This window comes from Halomonas sp. 113 (assembly GCF_904067645.1).
GTDB lineage: Bacteria > Pseudomonadota > Gammaproteobacteria > Pseudomonadales > Halomonadaceae > Vreelandella > Vreelandella titanicae.
In genome coordinates this window covers 5272134-5294696 of the sequence record NZ_LR881453.1, presented here as the reverse complement: position 1 = coordinate 5294696, position 22563 = coordinate 5272134, and the positions used below count along the sequence as shown (strand labels likewise).

General features: G+C 52.7%; 23 protein-coding genes. 11 read left to right on the top strand and 12 right to left on the bottom strand.

Annotated elements, in window-relative coordinates; translation table 11 throughout:
• Positions 1 to 3 precede the first annotated feature (3 nt).
• The 3 genes from brxL (at position 4) to YERSI8AC_RS24615 (ending at position 6032) form a co-directional block, all read left to right on the top strand.
• Entirely contained in the window at positions 4 to 2076 is a 2073-nt protein-coding gene (gene brxL, locus YERSI8AC_RS24625; protein ID WP_159177826.1) for a BREX system Lon protease-like protein BrxL, read from the top strand.
• Positions 2077 to 2221: 145 nt separating this feature from the next.
• Positions 2222 to 4282: an ATP-dependent nuclease gene (locus YERSI8AC_RS24620; RefSeq protein WP_159177825.1), complete on the top strand. Its 2061-nt coding sequence runs from the start codon at positions 2222 to 2224 to the stop codon at positions 4280 to 4282.
• The gene (locus YERSI8AC_RS24615; protein WP_159177824.1) at positions 4275 to 6032 is read left to right on the top strand and encodes a UvrD-helicase domain-containing protein; all 1758 of its coding nucleotides are present in this window, start codon (positions 4275 to 4277) and stop codon (positions 6030 to 6032) included. Before YERSI8AC_RS24620 ends, YERSI8AC_RS24615 begins: the two co-directional genes overlap by 8 nt.
• Positions 6033 to 6300: 268 nt before the next feature.
• On the opposite strand, the gene YERSI8AC_RS24610 is transcribed toward YERSI8AC_RS24615, so the two are convergent.
• The 9 genes from YERSI8AC_RS24610 to YERSI8AC_RS24570 all read right to left on the bottom strand — a co-directional run bounded on the left by YERSI8AC_RS24610 (position 6301) and on the right by YERSI8AC_RS24570 (position 13945).
• Positions 6301 to 6651 carry a DUF7673 family protein gene (locus tag YERSI8AC_RS24610; protein WP_159177823.1) on the bottom strand — a complete coding sequence of 117 codons (351 nt, stop codon included), beginning with the start codon at positions 6649 to 6651 and terminating at the stop codon, positions 6301 to 6303.
• Between the two features lie 105 nt (positions 6652 to 6756).
• On the bottom strand, positions 6757 to 6915 hold the full coding sequence (locus tag YERSI8AC_RS24605) for a hypothetical protein (protein ID WP_201304266.1): 159 nt from the start codon (positions 6913 to 6915) through the stop codon (positions 6757 to 6759).
• A gap of 48 nt (positions 6916 to 6963) precedes the next feature.
• A complete protein-coding gene (locus YERSI8AC_RS24600) occupies positions 6964 to 7596 on the bottom strand; it encodes a recombinase family protein (RefSeq protein ID WP_159177822.1) in 633 nt (210 codons plus the stop codon).
• Positions 7597 to 7716: 120 nt separating this feature from the next.
• The gene (locus YERSI8AC_RS24595; RefSeq protein WP_159177821.1) at positions 7717 to 8106 is read right to left on the bottom strand and encodes a hypothetical protein; all 390 of its coding nucleotides are present in this window, start codon (positions 8104 to 8106) and stop codon (positions 7717 to 7719) included.
• Between the two features lie 70 nt (positions 8107 to 8176).
• Positions 8177 to 8590, bottom strand: coding sequence for a hypothetical protein (locus YERSI8AC_RS24590; RefSeq protein WP_159177820.1), 414 nt, complete (start codon positions 8588 to 8590; stop codon positions 8177 to 8179).
• Positions 8583 to 9431, bottom strand: a complete 849-nt coding sequence (locus YERSI8AC_RS24585) for a hypothetical protein (RefSeq protein WP_159177819.1) — start codon at positions 9429 to 9431, stop codon at positions 8583 to 8585. Before YERSI8AC_RS24585 ends, YERSI8AC_RS24590 begins: the two co-directional genes overlap by 8 nt.
• Before the next feature lie 503 nt (positions 9432 to 9934).
• Positions 9935 to 10768, bottom strand: coding sequence for a GntR family transcriptional regulator (locus YERSI8AC_RS24580; RefSeq protein WP_159177818.1), 834 nt, complete (start codon positions 10766 to 10768; stop codon positions 9935 to 9937).
• The gene (locus YERSI8AC_RS24575) at positions 10708 to 12066 is read right to left on the bottom strand and encodes a short-chain fatty acid transporter (protein WP_236557212.1); all 1359 of its coding nucleotides are present in this window, start codon (positions 12064 to 12066) and stop codon (positions 10708 to 10710) included. Before YERSI8AC_RS24575 ends, YERSI8AC_RS24580 begins: the two co-directional genes overlap by 61 nt.
• Before the next feature lie 55 nt (positions 12067 to 12121).
• Positions 12122 to 13945 (bottom strand): CocE/NonD family hydrolase, encoded by a 1824-nt coding sequence (locus YERSI8AC_RS24570; RefSeq protein ID WP_141440231.1) that lies wholly within the window; start codon positions 13943 to 13945, stop codon positions 12122 to 12124.
• A gap of 99 nt (positions 13946 to 14044) precedes the next feature.
• On the opposite strand from YERSI8AC_RS24570, the gene YERSI8AC_RS24565 reads away from it, so the two are divergent.
• Positions 14045 to 14830: a sulfite exporter TauE/SafE family protein gene (locus YERSI8AC_RS24565; RefSeq protein ID WP_039857812.1), complete on the top strand. Its 786-nt coding sequence runs from the start codon at positions 14045 to 14047 to the stop codon at positions 14828 to 14830.
• Between the two features lie 201 nt (positions 14831 to 15031).
• On the opposite strand, the gene YERSI8AC_RS24560 is transcribed toward YERSI8AC_RS24565, so the two are convergent.
• Positions 15032 to 15241 carry a DUF1016 N-terminal domain-containing protein gene (locus YERSI8AC_RS24560; protein WP_141441486.1) on the bottom strand — a complete coding sequence of 70 codons (210 nt, stop codon included), beginning with the start codon at positions 15239 to 15241 and terminating at the stop codon, positions 15032 to 15034.
• 137 nt (positions 15242 to 15378) lie between these two features.
• On the opposite strand from YERSI8AC_RS24560, the gene YERSI8AC_RS24555 reads away from it, so the two are divergent.
• From YERSI8AC_RS24555 to YERSI8AC_RS24545, 3 genes are all read left to right on the top strand, one after another.
• Positions 15379 to 15513, top strand: a complete 135-nt coding sequence (locus YERSI8AC_RS24555; protein WP_268892539.1) for a hypothetical protein — start codon at positions 15379 to 15381, stop codon at positions 15511 to 15513.
• Positions 15514 to 15574: 61 nt separating this feature from the next.
• The gene (locus YERSI8AC_RS24550) at positions 15575 to 16615 is read left to right on the top strand and encodes a zinc-dependent alcohol dehydrogenase family protein (protein ID WP_159177817.1); all 1041 of its coding nucleotides are present in this window, start codon (positions 15575 to 15577) and stop codon (positions 16613 to 16615) included.
• A gap of 112 nt (positions 16616 to 16727) precedes the next feature.
• Positions 16728 to 17603 carry a pirin family protein gene (locus YERSI8AC_RS24545; RefSeq protein ID WP_159177816.1) on the top strand — a complete coding sequence of 292 codons (876 nt, stop codon included), beginning with the start codon at positions 16728 to 16730 and terminating at the stop codon, positions 17601 to 17603.
• A 3-nt stretch (positions 17604 to 17606) separates the two neighbouring features.
• Here the strand turns inward: YERSI8AC_RS24545 and YERSI8AC_RS24540 are convergent, their stop codons facing one another.
• On the bottom strand, positions 17607 to 18233 hold the full coding sequence (locus tag YERSI8AC_RS24540; RefSeq protein ID WP_159177815.1) for a DNA-3-methyladenine glycosylase family protein: 627 nt from the start codon (positions 18231 to 18233) through the stop codon (positions 17607 to 17609).
• Between the two features lie 150 nt (positions 18234 to 18383).
• Between YERSI8AC_RS24540 and YERSI8AC_RS24535 the strand changes: the two genes are divergently transcribed.
• The 4 genes from YERSI8AC_RS24535 to YERSI8AC_RS24520 all read left to right on the top strand — a co-directional run bounded on the left by YERSI8AC_RS24535 (position 18384) and on the right by YERSI8AC_RS24520 (position 21789).
• The gene (locus YERSI8AC_RS24535; protein ID WP_159177814.1) at positions 18384 to 19727 is read left to right on the top strand and encodes a type II toxin-antitoxin system HipA family toxin; all 1344 of its coding nucleotides are present in this window, start codon (positions 18384 to 18386) and stop codon (positions 19725 to 19727) included.
• Complete coding sequence (locus YERSI8AC_RS24530; RefSeq protein ID WP_159177813.1) at positions 19724 to 20044, top strand: helix-turn-helix transcriptional regulator; 321 nt, start codon at positions 19724 to 19726, stop codon at positions 20042 to 20044. The genes YERSI8AC_RS24535 and YERSI8AC_RS24530 overlap by 4 nt, the downstream gene beginning before the upstream one ends.
• A 160-nt stretch (positions 20045 to 20204) precedes the next feature.
• On the top strand, positions 20205 to 21416 hold the full coding sequence (locus YERSI8AC_RS24525) for an MFS transporter (protein WP_022521089.1): 1212 nt from the start codon (positions 20205 to 20207) through the stop codon (positions 21414 to 21416).
• Positions 21417 to 21537: 121 nt separating this feature from the next.
• Positions 21538 to 21789 carry a hypothetical protein gene (locus YERSI8AC_RS24520; RefSeq protein ID WP_027958727.1) on the top strand — a complete coding sequence of 84 codons (252 nt, stop codon included), beginning with the start codon at positions 21538 to 21540 and terminating at the stop codon, positions 21787 to 21789.
• A gap of 15 nt (positions 21790 to 21804) precedes the next feature.
• On the opposite strand, the gene YERSI8AC_RS24515 is transcribed toward YERSI8AC_RS24520, so the two are convergent.
• Positions 21805 to 22500, bottom strand: a complete 696-nt coding sequence (locus YERSI8AC_RS24515; protein WP_039857803.1) for an extensin-like domain-containing protein — start codon at positions 22498 to 22500, stop codon at positions 21805 to 21807.
• Positions 22501 to 22563: the final 63 nt, after the last annotated feature.

The following is a 22563-nucleotide window of genomic DNA, read 5'->3' as shown; positions in this document are numbered from 1 at the left end:
CCAATGAGCACGCTTGACCAAAAGATCAACGAACACTTCCCCGGGTTGGTGGTGCGCAAAGACCTGGTGAAAACGGTCAAGGGCAACGCCATCGTCCCCTCATACGTGCTGGAGTATCTGCTCGGCCAGTACTGCGCCACTAACGACGAGGCCACGATTCAGACTGGTATCGAGACGGTCAAGGAGATTCTGGCCAAGCACTATGTCCACCGGAACGAGGCCGGGTTGGTGCGCTCGAATATCAAGGAAAAAGGGCGCTACAAGGTCATCGACAAGATCAGTGTGGCCCTGAATGAGAAGACGGACGCCTATGAAGCGCAGTTTTCCAACCTGGGGATCAAGAAGGTATTGGTGGACTCGGGAACCGTGAAGGCCCACCCCAAACTGTTGGTGAGCGGTGTCTGGTGCATCGCGGACATCGAATACGTATTTTCTGAAGACCAGAACGTCAGCCCCTGGATCCTGTCCACCCTCAAGCCGATTCAGCTATCGCACTTCGACTACGACGCCTACGTTGCCGCGCGGCAGCAGTTCAGCACCGATGAGTGGATTGACCTGCTGATACAGAGTATCGGCTTTAACCCGGAGATGTTCGGACGGCGCAGCAAGCTGACGCAACTGGTCCGATTGATTCCGTTCTGCGAGCGGAACTACAACCTTATTGAACTTGGCCCCAAGGGGACGGGTAAATCCCACGTTTACTCTGAGTTCTCACCCCATGGGATCCTGGTATCCGGCGGTGAAGTCACCGTACCCAAGCTGTTTGTGAATAACTCCAGCGGCAAGATCGGCCTGGTGGGCTACTGGGATTGCGTGGCCTTCGACGAGTTCGCCGGCAAGCAGAAACGCGTCGATAAAGCACTGGTCGACATCATGAAGAACTACATGGCCAACAAGTCCTTCTCCAGGGGCGTGGAAACCCTGGGCGCCGAGGCGTCCATGGTGTTCGTGGGGAACACCCGGCATACCGTGCCTTACATGCTGAAGCATTCGGACCTGTTCGATGAGCTGCCGGACAAGTTCTACGATTCTGCCTTTCTGGACCGAATCCACTTCTACATCCCGGGGTGGGAGGTCGATATCATCCGGGGCGAGATGTTCTCCGACGGCTATGGCTTCGTGGTGGACTACCTCGCAGAAATCCTGCGCTCGATGCGGAACTACGATTATTCCGATCAGTACCGGGAGTACTTTACCCTTTCTTCGGATATCTCGACCCGTGACCGGGACGGTATCAATAAGACCTTTTCCGGCTTGATGAAGATCCTGTTCCCCCAGGGCGGAGCAACCAGGGATGAGGTTGAAGAAGTGCTGCGTTTTGCCATCGAGGGGCGCAAGCGGGTCAAGGACCAGTTACAGCGGATTGATACCACCTACGGTGAAGTACGCTTTTCCTATCAGGACCAGGAAGGCAAGGAAACGCTGGTCACCACACTTGAGGAGGAAGAGTACCCAGGCTACTACCACCAGACGGTGTCCACCCCTGATGACGGGGGGGGAGCGCCCGAGCCAGCAGCAGACGTTAAAGGTGGCGAGCCCAAAGAGCCTCGCGCCCCCGAGCCCGTACTGGAGGAAAAGCACCTGACTTTCCAGGAGAACCAAAAGGGTATCTCATTCGACGGCTTGTTTGGCGCCTACCTGAAAGGCGCCAGCAGGATCACCGTCACAGACCCCTACATCCGGCTTTTCTACCAGGTCCGAAATTTCATGGAGTTTCTCGAAGCCATCGTTAAGAACAAGGCCGAGGAAGATGAAGTGGCGGTTCACCTCGTCACCGTCCGGGACGAGTTCAAGGGTGACCTACAAGACGAGAGTTTTGAAAAGATCCAGGAATCCGCTCGCACCGTGGGCATCGACTTCACCTGGGAGTTTGATGAAAGCGGCACCATTCACGCCCGTCATATCGTTACAGATCACGGCTGGAAGATTTCACTGGATCGAGGGCTGGACATCTTCCAGCACTACGAGATGAATGAAGCCTTCGCGTTTGCCAACCGGTTGCAGCAGTTTCGGTCTAGCAAGGCCTTTGAGGTAACGTTTATTAAACAAAAGCCGAATGGAACTGAGGGGGAATAACATGAGCAGCGTAACGGCATCACTGACCAAATGGTTTTCAGGGCGCGCCCAGTGGTTCCAAGTCGCTGCCATTCGATCCATTGAGAAGGTGGAACGTTAACTCAGGTGAACTGAGAGATTTTCGGCGCCGCGCTACGGAGGCACTATGAAACTAAACCGCGTACAGATAAAGAACTTCCGTCTTCTTCGGGATGTTGAACTTTTTCTTGAAAGCGAGACTTCTGTAATTGTGGGAAGGAACAACAGCGGCAAAACATCCCTATCCGAAGTCATTCGGCGATTCACATCGGACAAGAACGCGACATTTTACCTTCAAGATTTCTCAACCGAGTGTTATGAGGAGTTCTGCGCAGCGTTCAAGGCGGAGAGAGAAGGAAAGGAGGAATCAGAAATACGCACGCTTCTTCCAATTATCGAACTGCGCTTGTTCTTCCGTTATAACCCTGCACAGCCGCGACTTGGACCACTCGGCGAATTTATAGTCGATCTTGATATGGCATGCGATGAAGCTCTCGTTGTAATGCGATTTGAGCCGATGGATGGAGCGATCAACCGACTGTTCGACGGACTTCCTGAAGAAATCACTGATGCGACACGGAAACTGTTCTTTCGTGAAATCGCTGCGCGCATCCACAATCTGTACGGCATTAAAGTCTGGGCGGAAGACCCTAATGATGCGTCGAATCGTAAAGAAAGTTCTCAGGCCGCCGTCAGGACCTTGCTAAAAACAGGCTTTATCAACGCACAGCGTGGCCTTGACGATATCACCACCAAGGAAAGCGATGTTCTCGCCAAGGTGCTGGAAGGATTGTTCAATAACGCATCACTGGATACCGCGGATGAGAAGGAGCGCAAAATAGCCGAACAGCTTGAGGAAGCTGTTCGCACAATTCAAGAAACTATCGACAGCGATTTTCGCAGCCAATTGCAACAATTGCTACCTACTTTGCAAACCTTTGGCTACCCTGGATTGGGTGGATCCGTGCTGACGACAGAGACGTCACTCGATGTTCATCGTCTTCTGACGAACCATACAAAGATCCGCTACGAAGGGGATAGCGGCGTCCTTTTGCCCGAATCCTATAACGGTCTTGGTATGCGAAACCTGATATTTATCTTGCTACAGATAGTCAGTTTTTATCGTGAATTCCGGGCGCAGGCCCACGCCCCCGGAGTCCACATCGTCTTTATTGAGGAACCAGAAGCTCATTTGCATCCCCAGATGCAGGAAGTTTTTATTCGCCAGATTGGCGCGATCGTCGAAAAGTTAAACAAGGAACATGAAAAGGATCCGGAGTGGCCTGTCCAGTTCCTGGTTTCGACTCACTCGTCTCATATCGCAAACGAAGCGCATTTTGAATCGATCCGGTATTTCCTGCCTTCACCGGCCAATGATAGGTCGACCATCTGGAATACCAAAATCAAGGACCTGCGCCGAGGAATGTCTAGCACTAAGCCCGAAGACAAGAAGTTCCTCCACCAGTATCTTACCCTGACGCGCTGCGATCTGTTCTTTGCGGACAAAGCGATACTGATCGAAGGCACCAGCGAGCGGCTCATGTTGCCAATCATGATCAAAAAGCGAGACAAAGCCGACACGTCGGGACCGAAGCTTCGCAGTCAGTACTTAACCATCATGGAGGTTGGAGGTGCCTATGCGCATAAGTTCTTCGATCTTTTAAATTTCTTGGAGCTGCAAACGCTCATCGTAACCGACCTTGACCCTGTCACTGACGTCGGAGGAAAAAAGTGTCTCGTGCATGAAGCAAACGCCACCAGCAATGCCTGTATCAATTCATGGTTTGGCGGTGGGCCCAACGTTCCCAATGATCTGCTTGAAAAATCCGATGAAGAACAAATCAGAGGGCGCATTAGGATCGCGTACCAATGCCGGGAAGTGAATGATGGTCCCTGCGGCAGAACTTTCGAGGATGCTTTTCTGCTGGCAAATGACGCAAAATTCGGGGTAAGCGGCGACACGCCCGAAGCCCTCGCCGGAGACGCCCTTGCAAAAGCCGAAACATTCAAGAAGTCTGCTTTTGCTCTGCAATACGCGATCGACGATACGGACTGGAACATTCCGAAATATATCAATGACGGGCTTGCCTGGCTCGCCAGAGGTTTCGTAGCACCACCCACCGTCCCAGTGCCACCGGAAGCCACTGTTGTCTCAGAGGATATTGCGGAGGAATCCGCCAATGACTGAACCCACTGAGTTATCACCTGCCGAGGAAGCCAGCGAACGTGCACTTACTGCGGTTCGCGAGGCCATCGAGAAGTCGAATAGTTTCAAGCTGGAGGCGGGTGCCGGGGCTGGTAAGACCTATTCGCTGGTCAAAGCATTGCAGTTTCTCATCAAACGGGAAGGCGAACGCCTTCCACGCCTCAATCAGCGTATTGCTTGCATTACTTTTACAAATGTCGCAAAGGAGGAAATCAAGGCACGGACCGATCGCAGCCCGCTTATTCACTGCGACACCATCCATGCCTTCTGCTGGTCTGTAATTTCCGGCTTTCAGTCTCAGTTGCGCGTTCACTTGCAGGAGCTTGAAGGATGGTCTAGCGATCCATGGGAAGAACGTCTTAAAGAAGCTGGTGGCCCAGGATCTCGGAGGATTGAATATTCACTTGGCTATCGCGGCATCACGGACGAGGCTATCTCGATTCACCACAACGATGTTCTACCCCTGACCATACGATTGCTTGGCTATGAGAAGTTCAGAAACATCTTTCGTTACCGGTATCCAGTCATCCTGATCGACGAATACCAAGATACAAATGCAGATTGGATTGCAGCGATACGCGAACATTTTTTTGGCAAGGGCGGGCCGCCGCTATTCGGCTTTTTCGGAGATCACTGGCAAAAGATTTATGGAGATGGCTGCGGCGAGCTGGTAGACACCACGATAACGGAGATAGGAAAGCAAGCCAATTTCCGGTCTGCGTCCGCCGTTGTCGATTGTCTCAACCGTATGAGACCGGAGCTCAAGCAGTTCGTCCTCGATCCAGACGTTCGTGGTGAGGTGCGTATATTCCATACGAACGAGTGGCCGGGCATCAGGCTCAAGGGGCCACATTACGGCGGCGATTTGCCGGACGATGCTGCCAACAACACAATCTCCGAAGTAAAGAGCCGCCTCACCAAAGCAGGTTGGGACCTGTCGGCCGAAAGGACTAAGATCCTCATGCTCACTCACCGGGCGCTAGGTAAACAGCAGGGCTATAGCAGTTTAGCAAGCGTTTTTCGGGACAATAATTCCTTCACGAAGAAGGAGCAGGCCCATATCGCGTTCTTTGTCGATCACTTGGAGCCCGCTTGTCGAGCTTTTGCAGCAAAACGGTATGGAGAGATGTTCGCGGCGCTGGGGGCGAGTAAAAGCTATTTACTAAAGGCCGCTGACAAAAAGGATTGGTCGGACTCCATGACGCGCCTACTCGAAATCCGACAGACTGGCACTGTCGCCGATGTAGTTGCGCATTTGCGGGAATTCCGAATTCCCCGGCTTGCCGATGCAGTGGAGAAAATAGAGCTGCGGCTCGAAACTTTCGATCCATCAGATGGGGAAGAAATGCCTCGTTCACTGATGGAGGTACGGAAACTTCATGATATTCCATATCAGGAGATTATATCCGTTACCAACTACCTTGAGGGGCATTCGCCATTCGAGACGAAACATGGTGTAAAAGGTGCTGAGTTCGAAAATGTTCTGGTCATAGTTGGTCGAGGTTGGAACAAATACAATTTTGGGAAAATGCTCGAAAATGTCCCCAAACAGGACACGCTGAGCGAAAAGGACCGCGCAACTTTTGAAAATAACAGAAACCTTTTTTACGTTGCATGCTCTAGACCAAAAAGACGACTCGCTCTTCTGTTTACCCAGCAGCTTTCTCCCGGAGCCCTGAACACGGTTGAGAGTTGGTTTGAGAAACAAAATATAGAAAGTGTAGTTGAGTAATGTTTCATAAGAACTCTGCGCATATCCTACTGGCATATCGGCTGACCAATCCGGGGAGGTTCGGCCTATGACGAGTCTTTCCGTTGGTGAAAGCTTATCGTCAGCTTCTCCCTGGCTGTAGGTCTGTCCCGCATGGTCACCCGTCACCTCGGTATCCGTGTCGAGGTCGCCGTGAACAGCGAGGGATCTTCCCAGCTCCCTGGTGCTGGGATAGAACACCCGATATGGGGTTGGGTAGGTTTCAATCCTGTACAGGGCAGAAAATTTATCACGCTTTTGATTCACGCTCCCACCAGGACTGAAACAGCTCGTCACCACCCGGCACATAGGTGTGAACCTCCCGGCCATTCCAATCCAGCGCCAGAACCTGCAACGCAGCCTGTTGCAGTTCGGTATCCAACGCCCTCAGTCGATTCAGCTCGAATGGCCAGCGGCTGGCGTTATATAGGCCAAGCAGGAATCGCCGGATATGCCGGGCCTGGCCACCACCGCTGTGAGCGGCGTCGATCAGTATTGTGAGAGCCGGAAGCCCCGCGTCCTCCCGCAGCTGCCTCCGCTTTTCTTCCTGTTCCAGCAAAAATAGAAAGCTTTCGGGAAGCATGGCTGTTTTGTCCGTCATGTGCATAACCTCATATCGACTTCACGATTATGCTGCCATGGACGACGCAGTAGGCACGGCTCTCAAACTGCCCGTTTTGGGCAAGAACACCGGTTTGCCCCGAATTTATTTCAGGTCGCCATTGTGTCGGGGTGATCTTTTTCGGAACTTTCGCTCCAGGAACGCTTCCAGCCGATCGGCGTTGCGGTAGGCCATAACGCAGATAAAAAGTACGACCGCGACAAAGCTCAGGAATGCAATCAGTGTGGCAGATAGGTTTAGCATATTCAGGTCTCCAATAGTTGATTGCCCTTTCAGGGCACTTTGTTGGTTTCAGGCCGCAGCATCGGCCTGTCTTTGTTCTTTGGCGACAGACGCAATCAAGTGCCGCGAGCAACTCAGCATCTCCTGGATCTCGCTGTAGCTGTGACCACTGCGTAGTAGGCTGGCGATGTGTTGCCTGCGCTTCAGGTCTGGCTGCCGCCCCTGGTACTTACCCTCCGTTTTTGCTTTATGGATGCCCTGGAACTGCCGGCGCCGGCGGTCTTCGTAATCTTTGCGGGCCACGGCAGCCAGCATGTCGAGCATCATGGCGTTGACCGCCCGGAGAATGGAGTCTGTGAATCCGGTATCGTCTTTCTTTTCCAGGGCGAGCCAACTGGTTGGTAATTCCGGGGAGACGATGGCCAACCGCTTGGCGGCCAGCTTTTGCTTGAGGGAGTCCCAGTCACTCTGCTTGAGACGAGCCAGCCGATCAATTTGTTCGACCAGAACGATGTCGCCCTCGCCAGAATCTGCGATTAGTTTCATCAGCTCGGGGCGGTGCAGGGTAGCGCCGGACACGTTTTCCACGTAGAAAGCGGCAATACGCTGACCGTGGTTAGCGGCGAATTGCACCAGTGACTCCCGGGCTCGCTCCGCATTCTGTTCCTGCGTGGATGCCCGAAGGTAGGCTCGAATAAACATCGTCGGTTCCTCAGTCTGTTATAAGTGGTTCTCTCTGGCCGGTCTGGTTTAGGTGGTTCTGGTGGCCGTTACCGGGTTCGAACCTCTGGTTCTCCTGATCTGTACCCATAAGGAACCACCTCAAGAGTCGAGAAACTCCCCGAACGGATCGTCCGCTCGATAAATCTGGTTGATTCTGTCGTCATCGATGAAACCCTCTGTACCGCCATTGCTCCCATTGCCGGAAGTTGCCTTGTTGCTCGCGCCGGTTGCCTCCTCATCACTGCCTCGACTGAACGACGCCATCTTTTGTTCGAATTCAGGAAACGTCATTTCCCCATCGGGTCCCTTGGCGAAAACCGTCTTGTAAGCATCGACTGCGGCTAGTGTGAAGCGAGTGAAAAGTGCGACCATCCAGAGCGCGAACAATAGATACCATGCGTAAAGCGCAGCATCGGTACCCCTAAAGGCGAGCTCCACAATGCCGATCCCGGCGAGCCCCACTGCTACTGTTTTTGCCACTCTCACCATGGCCTCAGTCCCCGATAGTTCTTTACTTCGAAGCTACCAGAACCTGAGAAAATGCAAGTTTTGCCCGGGATCAGGCCGCTGCGGCTTGCCCGGGCAGCCACGGCAGTTTCACCTTGCTGTAGACCTCATTCGTCATCGCCTTCAAATCTTCCACGTCCAGGTGTGGAACCACCAACGCCGTGCCTTGGTATCGAACGCGAGGGTAGTTGGATGGCTGGAATACGCCATGAGGGAGGTCGTCCTCATCTCCCAGCCACTGTCTGAGCCGGAGATCGATACACCAGCCCTGTTCGAGCTCGACCCAGCAATGGGGAGCGGTGGTCATTCGGCTCAGTCGGTCCTCCGCGTATCCGATCCGGCATTGATGGAAGATGCCTCGCTCGCTCAGGGCATTGCTGATCACAAAAGTCATGTAGACGCTATCGACTCTCAGGTCCTCCAGCGGCAGCAGTGCCAACTCAAGTTCATCGTGCCAGTCACTCATGGTCGGGCTCCCTGAACATCAGCTGTTGGCCCTGTTCATACAACACCGGATAGGGGAGCGGCTCGCCGTCCTGGATCACGGTGTTCGGTGGAAAGTACATCACTATCCAGGGAGGCATGCCGGCGCTGACAGCGCCATAGAATTCATCTACTGGAAAGGTGAGTTCATGGCCGGACTGCCGAAATACCAGTCGGGAGTATTTCTCGGGGTGGTTGGCAGCGATGTTGTAACTGGCAGCTTCACCGCCGATGACATAGCTTGGTGTCTTCCAGTGATTCGGCTGTTGGATGTTGTAGGCGATGATACAGTTGCTATCGGCACAGCCATATCGCTCGGCTGTTACCGACCACAGCATGAGCGGGTGTCCGTCAATCTCTGGCGTCTTCACGCCTGTGAGTTTCGTTGTCGTAATTGCCATCGATTCGGCGGCCTGGGTGATGGCCTCATCTACGACTGCAACATAGTGGTCATAGGCGTCATCCTCGTTCGCCGCCAGTGATTCCGGCATCCAGCCCATCAGGCTGGGTCGTGCCGAAGGGTTGTCCGGCGTCATCATGATGTCAGTGGCGTTGAAGAGCAGCGTCTGGGTGCCAGTAAGATGACGAAGCGGCGCATCTAGTGAAGTAGCCAGACTGGCCAGGTTAAGGGCGCTTACCAACAAACCCTTTCGATACGAGCGCGTCCCGTCTGGTGAATCCCGCAGGTCCTGATCGTAGACGCCGCCGGCACGGGCCAGATTCAGTGCGCGGGATGATTCGTCGTCATAGTGTCGAGGCGTGGCAGCGCAACCCGCGAGCGCGGCTGTAGTTACAGCAAAACAAATGGTCTTCAACTTGGTCATTTTGAACTCCTGCGTTTTCTAAAATACTCGCATGAAGTTGCAAATACGCAAGAGGGAAATGGGAAAAAGTTTGTAATAAAATCAATAGCTTGTACTGTCAGTACAAACTTCGGTGTATCAGCAGTGGTGCATCGGGAGTGCCGCTCTTGCTAGACTTGCCAGCAGGTTTTTTCGGTTGAGACAAGGTGTTGGTAAATCGGAAGAACCAGAAATTCCCAGTTTCCCACTTATCCCAGTTTATAATCGTGGGTAGTAACCGATTGGGCCAATCAGAGATAAAGTTTCTATCCATGGGTAGTAAAATGGGTAGTGCTGGGCGAATATCGATGCAAAAACAAAAGTAAGCACTTGTTTTTAAAGGATTTTAACTTATTATTCTTTGAGCAGGTGCAGAATATTGAGTAGTGGAAAGGATTTGATGAACATATCTCGCTGACCGGGCATGATTATTTGCCGGTTGTTGAGAGTGCTTCATTGATGATGGCTACTCTTTCTGTGTTGTCCTAACTTAAAGAGGTTTCCAGCAGCTCTGGAAGGTTGAGAATAGCTCGCATAGTTGCCTCTTCGCCTAGAAGTAAGTGCTCAGCCATAAGCTGGGCAGCCTCTTCTCCATTATTGGCATAAAGCGCATCCACAATTTTAGCGTGGTCGTCGCTCCATCTCTTATCTGATTGGTTATATACCATGCTGACATAAGAGATACGTAAATGATCATCTGATAGCTCCTGGATTAGGCGTGCTAAACGCTCGTTACCGGCGGCTTGTGCGATCAGACAATGAAAACGGTGATTTGCATGTGAGAAGGTAATTATTTCGCTAGCCTTTTGGCTATCATAGGTGGCCTCGCTGCAAGTTCGCAGCATCGCTAAAGTACCGGCATCAAGCTTGCCAGCAGCTAGTCGGCAGAGTTCAGGTTCCACCAAACGACGTATCTGGTAGCTTTCACGAATGCTCTTAATAGTGATTGGAGCGACGATATAGCCAAGCCGTCCCTGGTTGACCGTTAATCCCTGCTGAGTCAAGCGGGCCAAAGCGTGACGTATAGCCGCCTTCCCTAGGGCATAATGTTTGGTGAGCCATACCTCTGTAATGGTGGCTCCAGGCTTGAGGTGGCAGGAAATGATGTCGCTTCTCAGTATATCGAATGCCTGATCGTTGAGACTGCCTTTCTGTGTAGTTGCCATGAACTGTTCCATGTTGAACGCGTGACGGCGCTGGTTGATATTATCCCAGCACCGCCTAATTCTAACATTTACCGGCAGTTCGATGGTAAAGCCTAGATCATGGATAGCAGCACGAAAGTCGCCATGATGGCCGCCCCGCAGATCAACGTCCACATAAGGCAGTATCCCATGATATCGCGCGCTGAAAGCCCAGCTACACCGAGCAGTGGAAGAGCCCAAAACGGTTGCATTTGGTTAGTCCAAGCATCACCCCAAGTAAAAGCCATAATCGTCTGAGGAATATCGGCGCCTAAATTTTTAGCCGCTTCAAGCATAATCGGCCCTTGAATAGCCCACTGGCCTCCCCCAGATGGTATGAAAATATTAACAATACCTGCAGAAATAAATGTCACAATTGGAAAAGTATGAATATTGGCAATGCTAACAAACCAATTAGATATTCCATCAGCGAGTCCTGATACTTTAACCATGCCAGCAATACCTGCATATAACGGAAACTGCATAATAATGCCACGGCATGCTAGAACGCCTTCTTTGACTGCCGTACCAATAGATGCTGGGCTCGGTTGAAGTAATAAACCTATTGCTAAAAAAATTACAATCAGCATGTTTAGGTTAAGATTAAATCCAATTTGTTGAAAATTAACTATAATGTAACCAAGAGGCAATATAGCGAGTGCAAGATTAAGAATCCGATAGTGCTCAAGTTTTTCAACCCAGGGCATTCCTTTTGTATCCACTTTCTCGGCCGGGGTGTCTAGTATTACGTCTTTAAACGGCCTTATTTCATCCACTTCTGGTTTGATTCTAGTAAAGACCCAATAAACTAAAAAAAGCAGGACAGCAGATAGCCCAAGGTTCCACCAAGAGAAAAGCGTATCTGTGACAGGAATAACTCCCACCACATTTTGCATGAAGTTTCCCTCAGTCGCCATCAGTAACGGAATAGATGCAGTCATACCACGAATAATATCACCAGCATAAGCTGCAGCAACGGCCAGAGGAAAGTGCAAGCCTGGCACTCGGCGCCCCATTTCTCGAGCCATGAACGCGCCAGCGATCATACCAAAACCCCAATTTATATAGAATGTGACCATTCCAAATACTGCTATAATACCGATAGCCTGAGTAGGTGTTTTAGCTATAGACGCAAGTCGATCGATCATATTTGATACGGAAGGCGTCTTTGCTATTACAAACCCGGTGAGTAGAATCAGAGACATCTGCATAGCAAACGTAAAAAGTTTTGAAAAACCTTCTCCCCACCCGTTAAACATTGTGCTAGCACTTTGCCCCCCAAATATCATGCCAAGAAGAAAGACTACAATGCTTAGCACCATGGCAAGCAGAAACGCGTTAGGCAAGCATTTCTCAACAAACTTAAGGCTTATTCTTGTTAAAGCCTGCATTGGGCTCCAACTTTTTCTTATGTAGGCATCTGTTTTTGACATTTTGTTTTACCTTTTTAAGATTTTGGCCCTTCAAATAGTTGAGGGGGCGGGGTTGCTAACTCTCAATGATTGGCAACTCTATGCAGGATGCTTGTATTGAGTTGCGATAAACTTCGATTGTGGGAATTACTCCATCTGGAATGCGCGAGAAGTGATCGCTGTCTGCCAGGGCAATAGCGATCCGTAATCGATGCCCAGCCTTAAACAGCCACGAGGTTGGTAAAAGATCAAAAGTGATTTCACTGCATTCACCAGGAGTCATGTAACGAGCGTCACGTTCTAGAAAACTATGACTGGGCCCAATGTTGGGTATATTGGTATGGCCTTCTGCGATACGCCGGTGTAAAGCTCGGAAAACTCCTTCGGTTACATAGTGAACCTTGCCACTCTTGTCTATATCCTCCAGATAAACGAACAGAGCACAGTCCTGCGTGTCACTGGTCAGATACAACCGAATGATCGGATGACCGGTCACTTCTATATTCTTCTCAAAAACATCGGTGGTGTAGCACAGCATCCGTTTATCGCGATCGTGCCAGTCGGAGTAGTAATTATCGACGTTTTGAGCATATAGCCGATTGTAGCGGGAGCTTTCACCTGTACCGCAGCTATAATCACCTACGTAGTGGTCAAAAGCCTCTTTCGTGGCTGGTGGCTCTATGCCTAACCGGTGGCTTTCTTGAAAGAAGAGTGTGCGGTAGTTAGTTTCTGCTGGTGGCCATTCATTGGCTGATTTCCATCGCTCTTCACCTACGGTGTAGTAGTGAACTGGGGCCTCATCGCTCATTCCAGTATCAAGACCCATTAGGTATTCGTCGAAGAAGCGTAAGGTTTCTGCCAAAGCTTTAGTCTGTGGGGTCTTATCGTTATGGTAAGGGCTAGAGCCGGTACGAGCACCGTGATCCCAGGCCCCAAGCATCAGACGCTTGTGCGGGTTTTGCTGCCATTGGTAGCGGAGCGCCGCTCCCCGGGAATAGTGTCCATCCATCCAGCCAGAGATGGTATAGACAGCAGTTTGTGCATCCGCTGTCTGGTTGGCGTAGTAGTAGGGACTAATGATTTCTGATGTAAAGTCAGGATCGGTATGTAGTGCACGGTCTCTAAACGTTAGCTGATGGACAAAGTCTGCCATGTCGAAGTTAGCAACATGATCTTTCAGCGCTTTCTCTAAAATGCTCCCGTCTTCATCTTCGTCGACGGGTGCGGGGCCATCGTAGTAATCACCTTTAAAATAGGGGAATTTACTGCGGACTTCAGCTCTGTCGTCATCAAGAGCCTCCATCAGATTGCCGTACTCCTTAACTAGTCGGCGGCACATGACTCCCCCAGGATAGAGCTGGTTTGACCAGGTATCCCATACTGCGGAATGCGGCACGATAGCTTTTACAGCGGGATGAGCCCAAGAAGCAGTGAAATCGGCAGCAGCGCCCAAGTAGGAGATGCCCGTAACCCCTATTGATCCCTTGCACCAAGGTTGCTGGTTAATCCACTCAACAATTTCCAGATAATCGCCACGTTCATTCGGCGAGCGGAGTCCATTTCGTGTACCGAAGGATGCCCCGCTACCGCGTACGTCGACAGCTACCAATGCATAGCCACGAGCAAGAAGGAGCGAACGAAAAATGGCGATATTCGGGCAATCTTCGGTCCCCTCTGGTGCTCCCGGCTTTAACTTCATTCGCCGATAATAAGGGGTAAAAAATACCACTACCGGGAAGCGGTCATTTTCAGCCTCTATTGTGCCAGGCAGATGTACGTCGATGGCGATCTGAACCCCATCACGCATGGTGAGATAGCGCGAGAATAAGCGCTGACCTTCAAAGCAGGGTGGTCGATTTTCCAGCCAATTTTCGGGCCAAAATAGAGCCATATTTTCCATGCATCAGGTTCCATATTTTGTGATTGGTTTTTGTAAGGTTGTATTTTAGTTTTTAACATGTCAAATTTATTTATATAAAATTTCACCGTGGAGGCACAGGTGAATGAAATAGCGATCTATCCGCTTATCGGCCTGTTAGCTGGCTTTCTCGCAGGTATATTTGGTATCGGTGGGGGAGTAGTGATAGTGCCGTTATTGGTTACGATATTGGGGTGGCAACAGGTCGATGACGATTTAGCCTTATCCCTGGCGGTGGGAACTTCGCTAGCTACGATCGCCGTTACTTCCATATCATCGGCGCGAGCACATTACCGCCACGGCAATGTTCGGAGGGATTGCGTGTGGTTGCTGTTGCCTGGCTTGGTTTTCGGAGCGATCAACGGTGTTGTTGTGGGTGACGTGCTCTCTGGAAAAACTCTTTCGCTGTTACTGGGAGTATTTTTCTTAATATTGGCAATTAAAGTGCTGGTTAACTCTCGCTCGGTAGGCAGTTATCCGTTACCCGGTCGTAACGGCATGCTCATAGCGGGTAGTTCGATCGGCTTAGCCTCGGCTCTATTTGGAATCGGTGGTGGTACATTGATGGTGCCATTTCTAGAAAGACACAGTATTCCTATGCGTCAAGCAGTAGGCACCTCGGCAGCGGCTGGTATTCCTATTGCTATCGTCGGTGCTATTACCGCTATGGTCGTCGGCGATACGAAAACCTCGGTGAGCTGGACAACTGGCTATGTCTATTGGCCCGCTTTTGTTGGGATTGTGATCCTTAGTATGCCCGGCGCTAAGCTGGGGGCACTAGTCGCCTCCCGCCTTAAAGCTAAAGTGCTAAAGCTAACGTTTGCAGGTCTACTGATTGTTGTTGGTTTAAATTTTCTACTGGGTTAAATATTATGTTTTTTGAAACGGGTATCGTCAGCTAATAACAGGTACACCTATTTTAGGTGAAAACCAAAGCTTTTCAGTTGTTTATGAACCCAGGGTTAAAGTGCTAGGTGCGCTCTCTGCATGATCAACGAGTAGAGCCAATACCGCACATGTTTCTCTTGAGAAATTAGCACCTATTACAACCAAATAAACAGAAACTGATCACAGCAGCAGAGTCCGATAGTGAGTCCAGCTCAATTCGGTACGCACTGCGTTCCGTTTTGGAAAGCTTTGATAAAACTGGCGCATATTGCGTAGATGATGGATATCAACACCCTTTCCCAGCCGCTCGGTAAGCTGTTGTGAGAGCTGCTGCTCGCTGTGTTGAGCATATTCTCGGCCACTGCCCCGGTAAACGAGGCAACCTGGCAGGTGCTTGAGGAAGGCGGCTTGGTGATTCTCATGCGCCTACCCCCTGGCTGGATTCGTTCTTTCGCGGGCGCGGTGATCAGGCGTCAATTACTCAAGCCGCCCAAGAGCAAATTGCCGCATGGCAGGAACCGGGGGATTTGCTGCTGGTCACCCACCAGGTCAATATCACCGCACTGATGGGTGGCGGCGTTGGTTCGGGGGAGATGATCGTGGCGCGTCCAGTGGATGAATCGTTGCAGGTCGTGGGGCGGTTAAGCGTTAGCGGCCAATAATTTGCTTCTTATCCACATGAGACTTTATAAAGTAAAAACCGATATAGATTAGGAACTCTTTATGAAAGCCGTTGTTTTTGAGCAATTTTCCGCCCCTCCCCGCGTCCAGCAATTACCTGATCCCACTCTTGAGCCGCATGGCGTTGTGGTGAAAGTGATGGCGACAGGAGTTTGTCGCAGCGACTGGCATGGCTGGGTGGGGCATGACACCGATATCCAGCTCCCCCATGTGCCGGGGCATGAGCTTTCCGGTGTAGTCGAAGCTGTGGGTAAAGACGTACAAAAGTGGCGCATTGGTGACCGCGTCACGGTTCCATTCGTTGGCGGTTGCGGTACTTGCCCTGAGTGCCACTCTGGCAACCACCAGGTGTGCGATAGCCAGTTTCAGCCCGGCTTCACTCACTGGGGCTCATTTGCCGAGTATGTGAGTATTCACTACGCCGATGTGAATTTGGTCGCGCTGCCAGAGACATTGGATTTTGCGACGGCGGCGAGTTTGGGTTGCCGGTTCGTTACCTCTTTTCGGGCCGTGGTGGATCAGGGCAAAACAGCGGCAGGTCAGTGGGTGGCCGTCCACGGTTGCGGTGGGGTTGGGCTCTCTGCCGTGATGATTGCCAACGCCGTCGGTGCCAACGTGGTGGCCATCGATATTTCGGACGAGGCGCTTGATCTGGCTCGCCAACTGGGAGCCACTGCCACCGTGAATGCTGCCAAGGTACCCAATGTGGTCGAAGCGGTTGCGGAGATAACCCGGGGAGGCGCTCACGTATCGCTGGATGCGCTGGGCCACCCGACGACCTGCTTTAACTCCATCAGCAATCTGCGTAAACGTGGCAAGCATGTTCAGGTCGGGTTGATGTTGGCCGAGAACAGCACGCCTGCCATTCCCATGAGCAAGGTCATTGCCCATGAGCTTGAAATACTGGGTAGTCACGGCATGCAGGCCCACCGTTACGACGCCATGCTGGCGATGATAGAGTCTGGAAAGCTGGCGCCTGAAAAGCTTATCGGCAAACGAATCAATCTTGAGCAGTCGATTGATGCGCTAATGAACATGGATAAGTTCGAAGGGGCGGGCGTGACGGTGGTGACCGAGTTTTGAGGAAACCGCTGAGACGTTTAATAACAATTTCCTTCAATGAAACGAGGCAAATTATTCGCTCCTCATCGGCGGGTTGAGGTTTTACGCTGGGCGTATTGATAAGGAGTAAGTTATGCCATCAGATACTATTCAATCAGCACGCCGCGTGATCGCCCAGCATCCAGCCAAGCGCGATGATATCGGCGATTTAGTTACCCGGCGCCCGCTGCCGGGGCCGCAGCTTGAACAGCTCGATCCGTTTCTGTTTCTTAACCATCACGGCCCGCAGACGTATCCGGCCAATAATCGTGGCCTGCCGTTCGGCCCGCATCCGCACCGGGGCTTTGAAACGGTCACCTTTATACTGGAAGGCTCCCTGGCCCATGCCGATAGCGCCAAGCATCAAAGCGTGATCAATGCGGGCGGCGTGCAGTGGATGACCGCGGGCAGCGGCATTGTGCATGCGGAAATTTCGCCGGAGGAGTTTCTGCGCGACGGCGGCCCGTTGGAAATTCTGCAGCTATGGATCAACCTGCCGTCGCGCTTGAAAATGAGCGAGCCGCGCTATGTGGGGCTGCAGCAAGAATCCATTCCCGCTATTAAGTTGCCAGGTGGCGGTGAGCTGAACCTGATCTCAGGCGAGTGGCAGGGTAATGCTGGTCCCATCGACACGCTAACCGGCGTGTTTATGTCAACGCTGCGGCTGCCTACCGGTAGCCAAGAACAGTTACCCGTGGCGCCAGGGCGGCAGGTGTTTCTCTACGTGGTGGATGGCGATGTCACGGTGGGAGGCGAGCCAGTCAAGCCGCATCACCTAATTGAAGTAGATCGCACAGGTGACAGCCTCGATATCGAAGCCAGTAGCGATGCGCGGCTGCTGTTTGGTCATGGCGATGTGATCGATGAGCCGGTCTACTCCCACGGCCCTTTTGTAATGAATACCCGTGAAGAGATCGTTCAGGCGGTCGAGGACTACCAGAACGGTAAGTTCGGCGGTCTGGATGCTTAGTATTTAAAGCGGCTCGCCGCGATAGTAGTGCCACAGAAATAGTGAACCCACGCTGCGCCAGGGCGACCAGTGCTCCACCAACTGGCGGGCTTGCTTAGGCGTGGGTTTGTCGTCCATGCCTTTTAAGCGGCCCAGCGCCACCCGCAGGGCGAGATCGTCGGCGGGGAAAATATCCGGGCGTTGCAGCGAGAACATTAGGTAGATCTCCGCACTCCAGCGGCCAAAGCCACGCAGCTGGGTAATCGCGGCAATCGCCTCGTCGTCGCTTAGTTGCTCAAGCCCCTCGGCGCTAAAGGTGCCTGCCAGCTCTGCTTCTGCCAGCCCTTTAGCGTACTCGATCTTGCGCCAGGAAAGCCCCGCATCGCGCAGCGCTTGGCCCTCTATCTCTATTACCGCTTTAGCGTGAAGCTCGGGAAGCAGTGTATTTACACGACCCATAATCGCGCGAGCCGCTTCGGTAGATAGTTGCTGGCTAACGATAGTCGAGAAGAACGTCGCAAAGCCTTTATCACGCTCGCGAGGCGAGGGCGCTCCGACTAGCGGTAGGGCGCGGGCGATATCGGGGTCAGCCTTGGCGAGTTCAGCCATGGCGTGTTCGATCGTGTTAAAAGATGGGGTATCAGCTGGCATTATTACTCCTGGTTAAAATGAGTATTATATTGCTCACTAATTGAGTTTTTATATATTTATGAGTATTAAAATGCACATTCCGGAGCCTTAGGCTACACTATTGAGCATTAAACTGCTCAGTTATTAACTGCTCAATTAAGGTGTCCCACGTTGCTAACCATCCAGACATTTCATCATGGCCAGTGGCACGATGCCGCTGAGCTGGTGATTGAGCACCCAGAGCAAGGTCGTCGAGGACCTGCGCGTTTGGGCTATATCACCGATTATGCCCTTGAATGGCTGGATCGCGATGATGAGCATGCTTGCAGCCTGCTTTTGCCGATTGAGCTAATGAATACCCATCAATCGCCACGCTGGTTCGCTTTTTTAGACGATATCATGCCTTCTGGGGCCAGCCGCCGTTACTGGGTCACGCAGTTGGGGATATCGGCGCTTACTGAGGCTGAACAAGATTACGCCCTATTGGCTAAAGGGACGATTGCTCCGGTGGGTAATTTACGTATTAAAGAGGCCCTTCCCGAGCGCCCAGTAGGTAGCACGCTAGAGCAGCAGCGCTTTGCCTTACGTGATGTTGTGGATCGAGATAGCGATTTTCTTGCTTATGCGCAGCAAATGGGAGCCGCTGGGGGTGGTGCGACCGGCGCTGGCGGTGAAGCGCCTAAGCTACTGCTACGCTGTTCGCCAAACGATCAGGTCTGGATCGATACCTATCAGGATGACCCGGCGAATACCGACCAGCACTATCTGGTGAAATTTCCTCGCGGCCAGCGCACCGAGCTTGATAACAATATCCTTCGCGCCGAATACCATTTCTATCATGAGCTGGCGTCACTCGGCATAGCGACGATCGACACTCAAAGGATGCGGCTACTGGAAGGCGAGCGCTATCCATCGCTGTGGTTGCCCCGCTTTGATGTTGATTACCCCGCTGGGAAGCGAACGCTGTATGGGCTGGAGTCGGTTTATTCCGCGATGAAGCGTCAGCCGGGAAGCTTCTTAAACCATTTTGACGTGATCGAGGCACTGGTTGGCCTGTTGAGCCAGCAATACCGCGCTCGCGAGTTAGGAGGTCATTTTGATACGGCGCGTTTCGTGAGCGAGTGGGTGAAACGTGATCTGCTTAATGTCGCTTTTGCTAATAGCGATAACCATGGCCGCAATACGGCGCTGTTGAAAACGCCTCAGGGAATCTGGCTGGCGCCAGTCTACGATTTTGCGCCCATGAAGGCTGACCCAGAAGGTATTATTCGCACCACCACTTGGGGCGCGCCGTTTGAAGAGGGTCCTGAATTCAGCTGGGTAGCCATTACGGAGAATTTAAATGCCTATGTGCCAGCCGAGCAGTTGATGGCAGAGCTAAAAGCGCTGGGGAGTCAGTTAGCCGGGCTAAAAGAACGACTTGCTGCGCGGGGAGTGCCGGAAGCGTTGCTAGCATCGAATGCGGTGGGGTTAAATTATCTGGATGCTAAGCTGCGCCGCTGGGGGCTGGTATGAAACGCAAAGAACTCTCTAGCATTGAGCGCGAGGCACTACTTATGGCGCTATTGTCCCAGCTGCTGCGGGAAGAGATCAGCTCAGGGCAGGTGCTGCGTCAACTACGCCGCGAAGTATTGGGAATGTCGCAGACACAATATGCCGAGCTGGTGGGTATCAGTCGCCGCACCTTGTCTGATCTGGAAGCCGATAAAGCAAGCCCTACACTGGCGCTGCTAAACCAAGTATTCCGCCCCTTGGGTCTGCAAACCGGCTTGGTGCCGCGTAACCGTCATCTGCGTGAGCGGTTGCTTTCAGTGGAACCCCCTAGCGCCTGACCGCCAAACACCGTATCCAAACATTTCCTATTCAACCCAACTTAACGATTGTGTTCGCCCGCTAACTTTTTAAACGCAGCATGTTTCTACTTTCGTCTAATCCTGCGATCATTTAGCGCTAATCGAGATACCAACAGGGCGGTATCCCAAGGAGTTAAACATGCAGGATTCGACAGCATCGTCGTCTCAAGGGCTGGCGCGCAACCCGCGTTTGGCCGAATTTGTGTTGGCGCTGGGCGGCTTTGGAATCGGCACCAGCGAGTTCGTCATTATGGGCCTGATGAACCGTGTGGCGGGTGATTTAGCGGTAACGGTGCCGCAAGTGGGTTACGCAATAAGCAGCTACGCCTTGGGCGTGGTAGTCGGTGCGCCGCTGATTTCGGCGCTGGCCGCGCGAGTACCTAGGCGGTCGCTGTTGATTATGCTGATGCTGGTATTTGCGGTGGGCAATATTGCTAGTGCCATGGCACCAGGGTTCTGGTCATTCGTAGGGCTGCGTTTTCTGGCTGGCTTACCTCACGGCGCTTATTTTGGCATCGCCGCACTGGTGGCCGCGGGAGCCGTGCCGATAGACCAACGGGCGCGGGCTGTTTCCCGGGTGATGATGGGTTTAACCGTGGCGATTCTGATCGGTGCGCCGCTGGGTACCTGGGCGGGTAACCTGTTGGGCTGGCAGATCGCCTTTGCGGGTGTCGGTGGTATTGCGTTGCTCACTGCCCTGTTGATCCGCTTCTATGTACCGGTGCAGCCCGTCGATACTCTAGCAAGCCCTGTACGTGAGCTGTCAGCGCTGCTTAAGCAGCGGGTGTTGGTTACCCTGGCGCTTGCCTGCATCGGCTGCGGCGGCATGTTCGCAATTTTTAGCTATGTGATGCCGACATTAACCCAGCAGGCGGGTATGAGCGAAGCGCTGGGGCCGTTGGTGCTGGTCATTTTCGGCCTGGGCTCTATTGCCGGTAACTTAATCGGCGGGCGCATGGCGGATAAAAACCTGATGCGTGCCATACCTACCATTCTGCTCTGGTGTGGCGTGGTACAAGGGTTGTTTTACTTTGCGGCGAATAACGTTTGGACGGGGCTGCTGTTTGTTGGCCTGGTGGGCACCAGTATGGCACTAGCGCCTTCATTACAAACCCGCTTGATGGATGTGGCGGAAGATGCCCAAACCATGGCGGCCTCACTCAACCACGCGGCCTTTAACGGTGCCAATGCCCTAGGGGCGTGGCTTGCTGGCTTGGCAATCAGCGCTGGCTTTAGCTGGTCGAGCACGGGCTTGGTCGGTGCGGGATTGGCACTCTGTGGCTTGGTGATTTTTGCCGCTGGGCGATGGTTGGAAAAGCGCACCTACGGCGCCGTGGCCCAGCGAGCCTAGCGTTGGCTAACGTCGCGTCACGATTGTCCAGTTGCCTAGTTATCGAACAGTGATAATTAACATGGCTAAAAAGTCGAATTCTCTCTACTGTGTAAGGGTAGTAACCCATAAGGAGATGACCATGCACATTCAGGTATTGAATTCGACACGTATATTGACCCTCGGCGCGGTGGTGGCGTTAACCGTTGGCTTGGCGGGCTGCGGTACCTCCACTGGCGAGCGCGCTACTAGCGGCGCGGGTGTCGGTGCTGCCATTGGCGCGGGTGCCGCAGCCGTAACCGGTGGTAGCGTCGTTCAAGGCGCCGTTATCGGCGGTGGCGTTGGTGCTGCCACCGGTGCCGCCACCGATGCAGATGACATCAATCTCGAATAAGTAATGGTTGATCTCTTAGCGACACAGCCTAAATCCGCGCATGCCCATATGAAAGTGATCCGCATGCGCGGCGTTGTAATCGGGCCCCAATACATTACCGAAGGTATGGCAGGCGCCATCCCGCGCAGCGCGTAAAAACTCACCTACCTCGCCTTCATCATCCCAGTCATTGATCAGCGTAATACGCTGGCCGTTCTCAAACTGAAATCCCACTACATCCAGCGCTTCGGCGGTGGCGTGTTCGCTGCGCCTGCCGGCTTCGCGGCCATAAACGTTACGGCAGGCAAAGCTACCTACGTGGTTAACCTGGCTCACTCGGCTACCCATAATCTCCTTGGCGGCAGGCTGTAACGCGTGGCGTTCATACATGACCCACGCCAGTGCCATGGGGCAGGAAGCCACGAAACTCTGATTGAACGCGACGCCGCTAGAGTGCATGCGCACGATATTGGCAAGCGGGCAGCTCGCCGTGGGGGCGTAATCGGCCAATGGCGTATAGCGCAGCTCGCCCTCGGGGACGGTATCTAATGCAGCTAAACAGCCTGCGCGGTCGTCTGCCAAGCGGCTTAACTTAAGCTGTGTGACCGGCGTAATGGGGTCGTCAATATGCAGCGGAGCCCATGGCGCCCAGTGGCGGGGAATCTCAATGATGCCTTTTTGCAGGGCTACACCCAGCGCAATCAGGGCTAAAATAAATAGCGTACTGCGCATGCCTACCTCCCTGTATGTCACCACCAACGCTACAGTCGCCGCGCTGGGTGTGCGATACTGCGC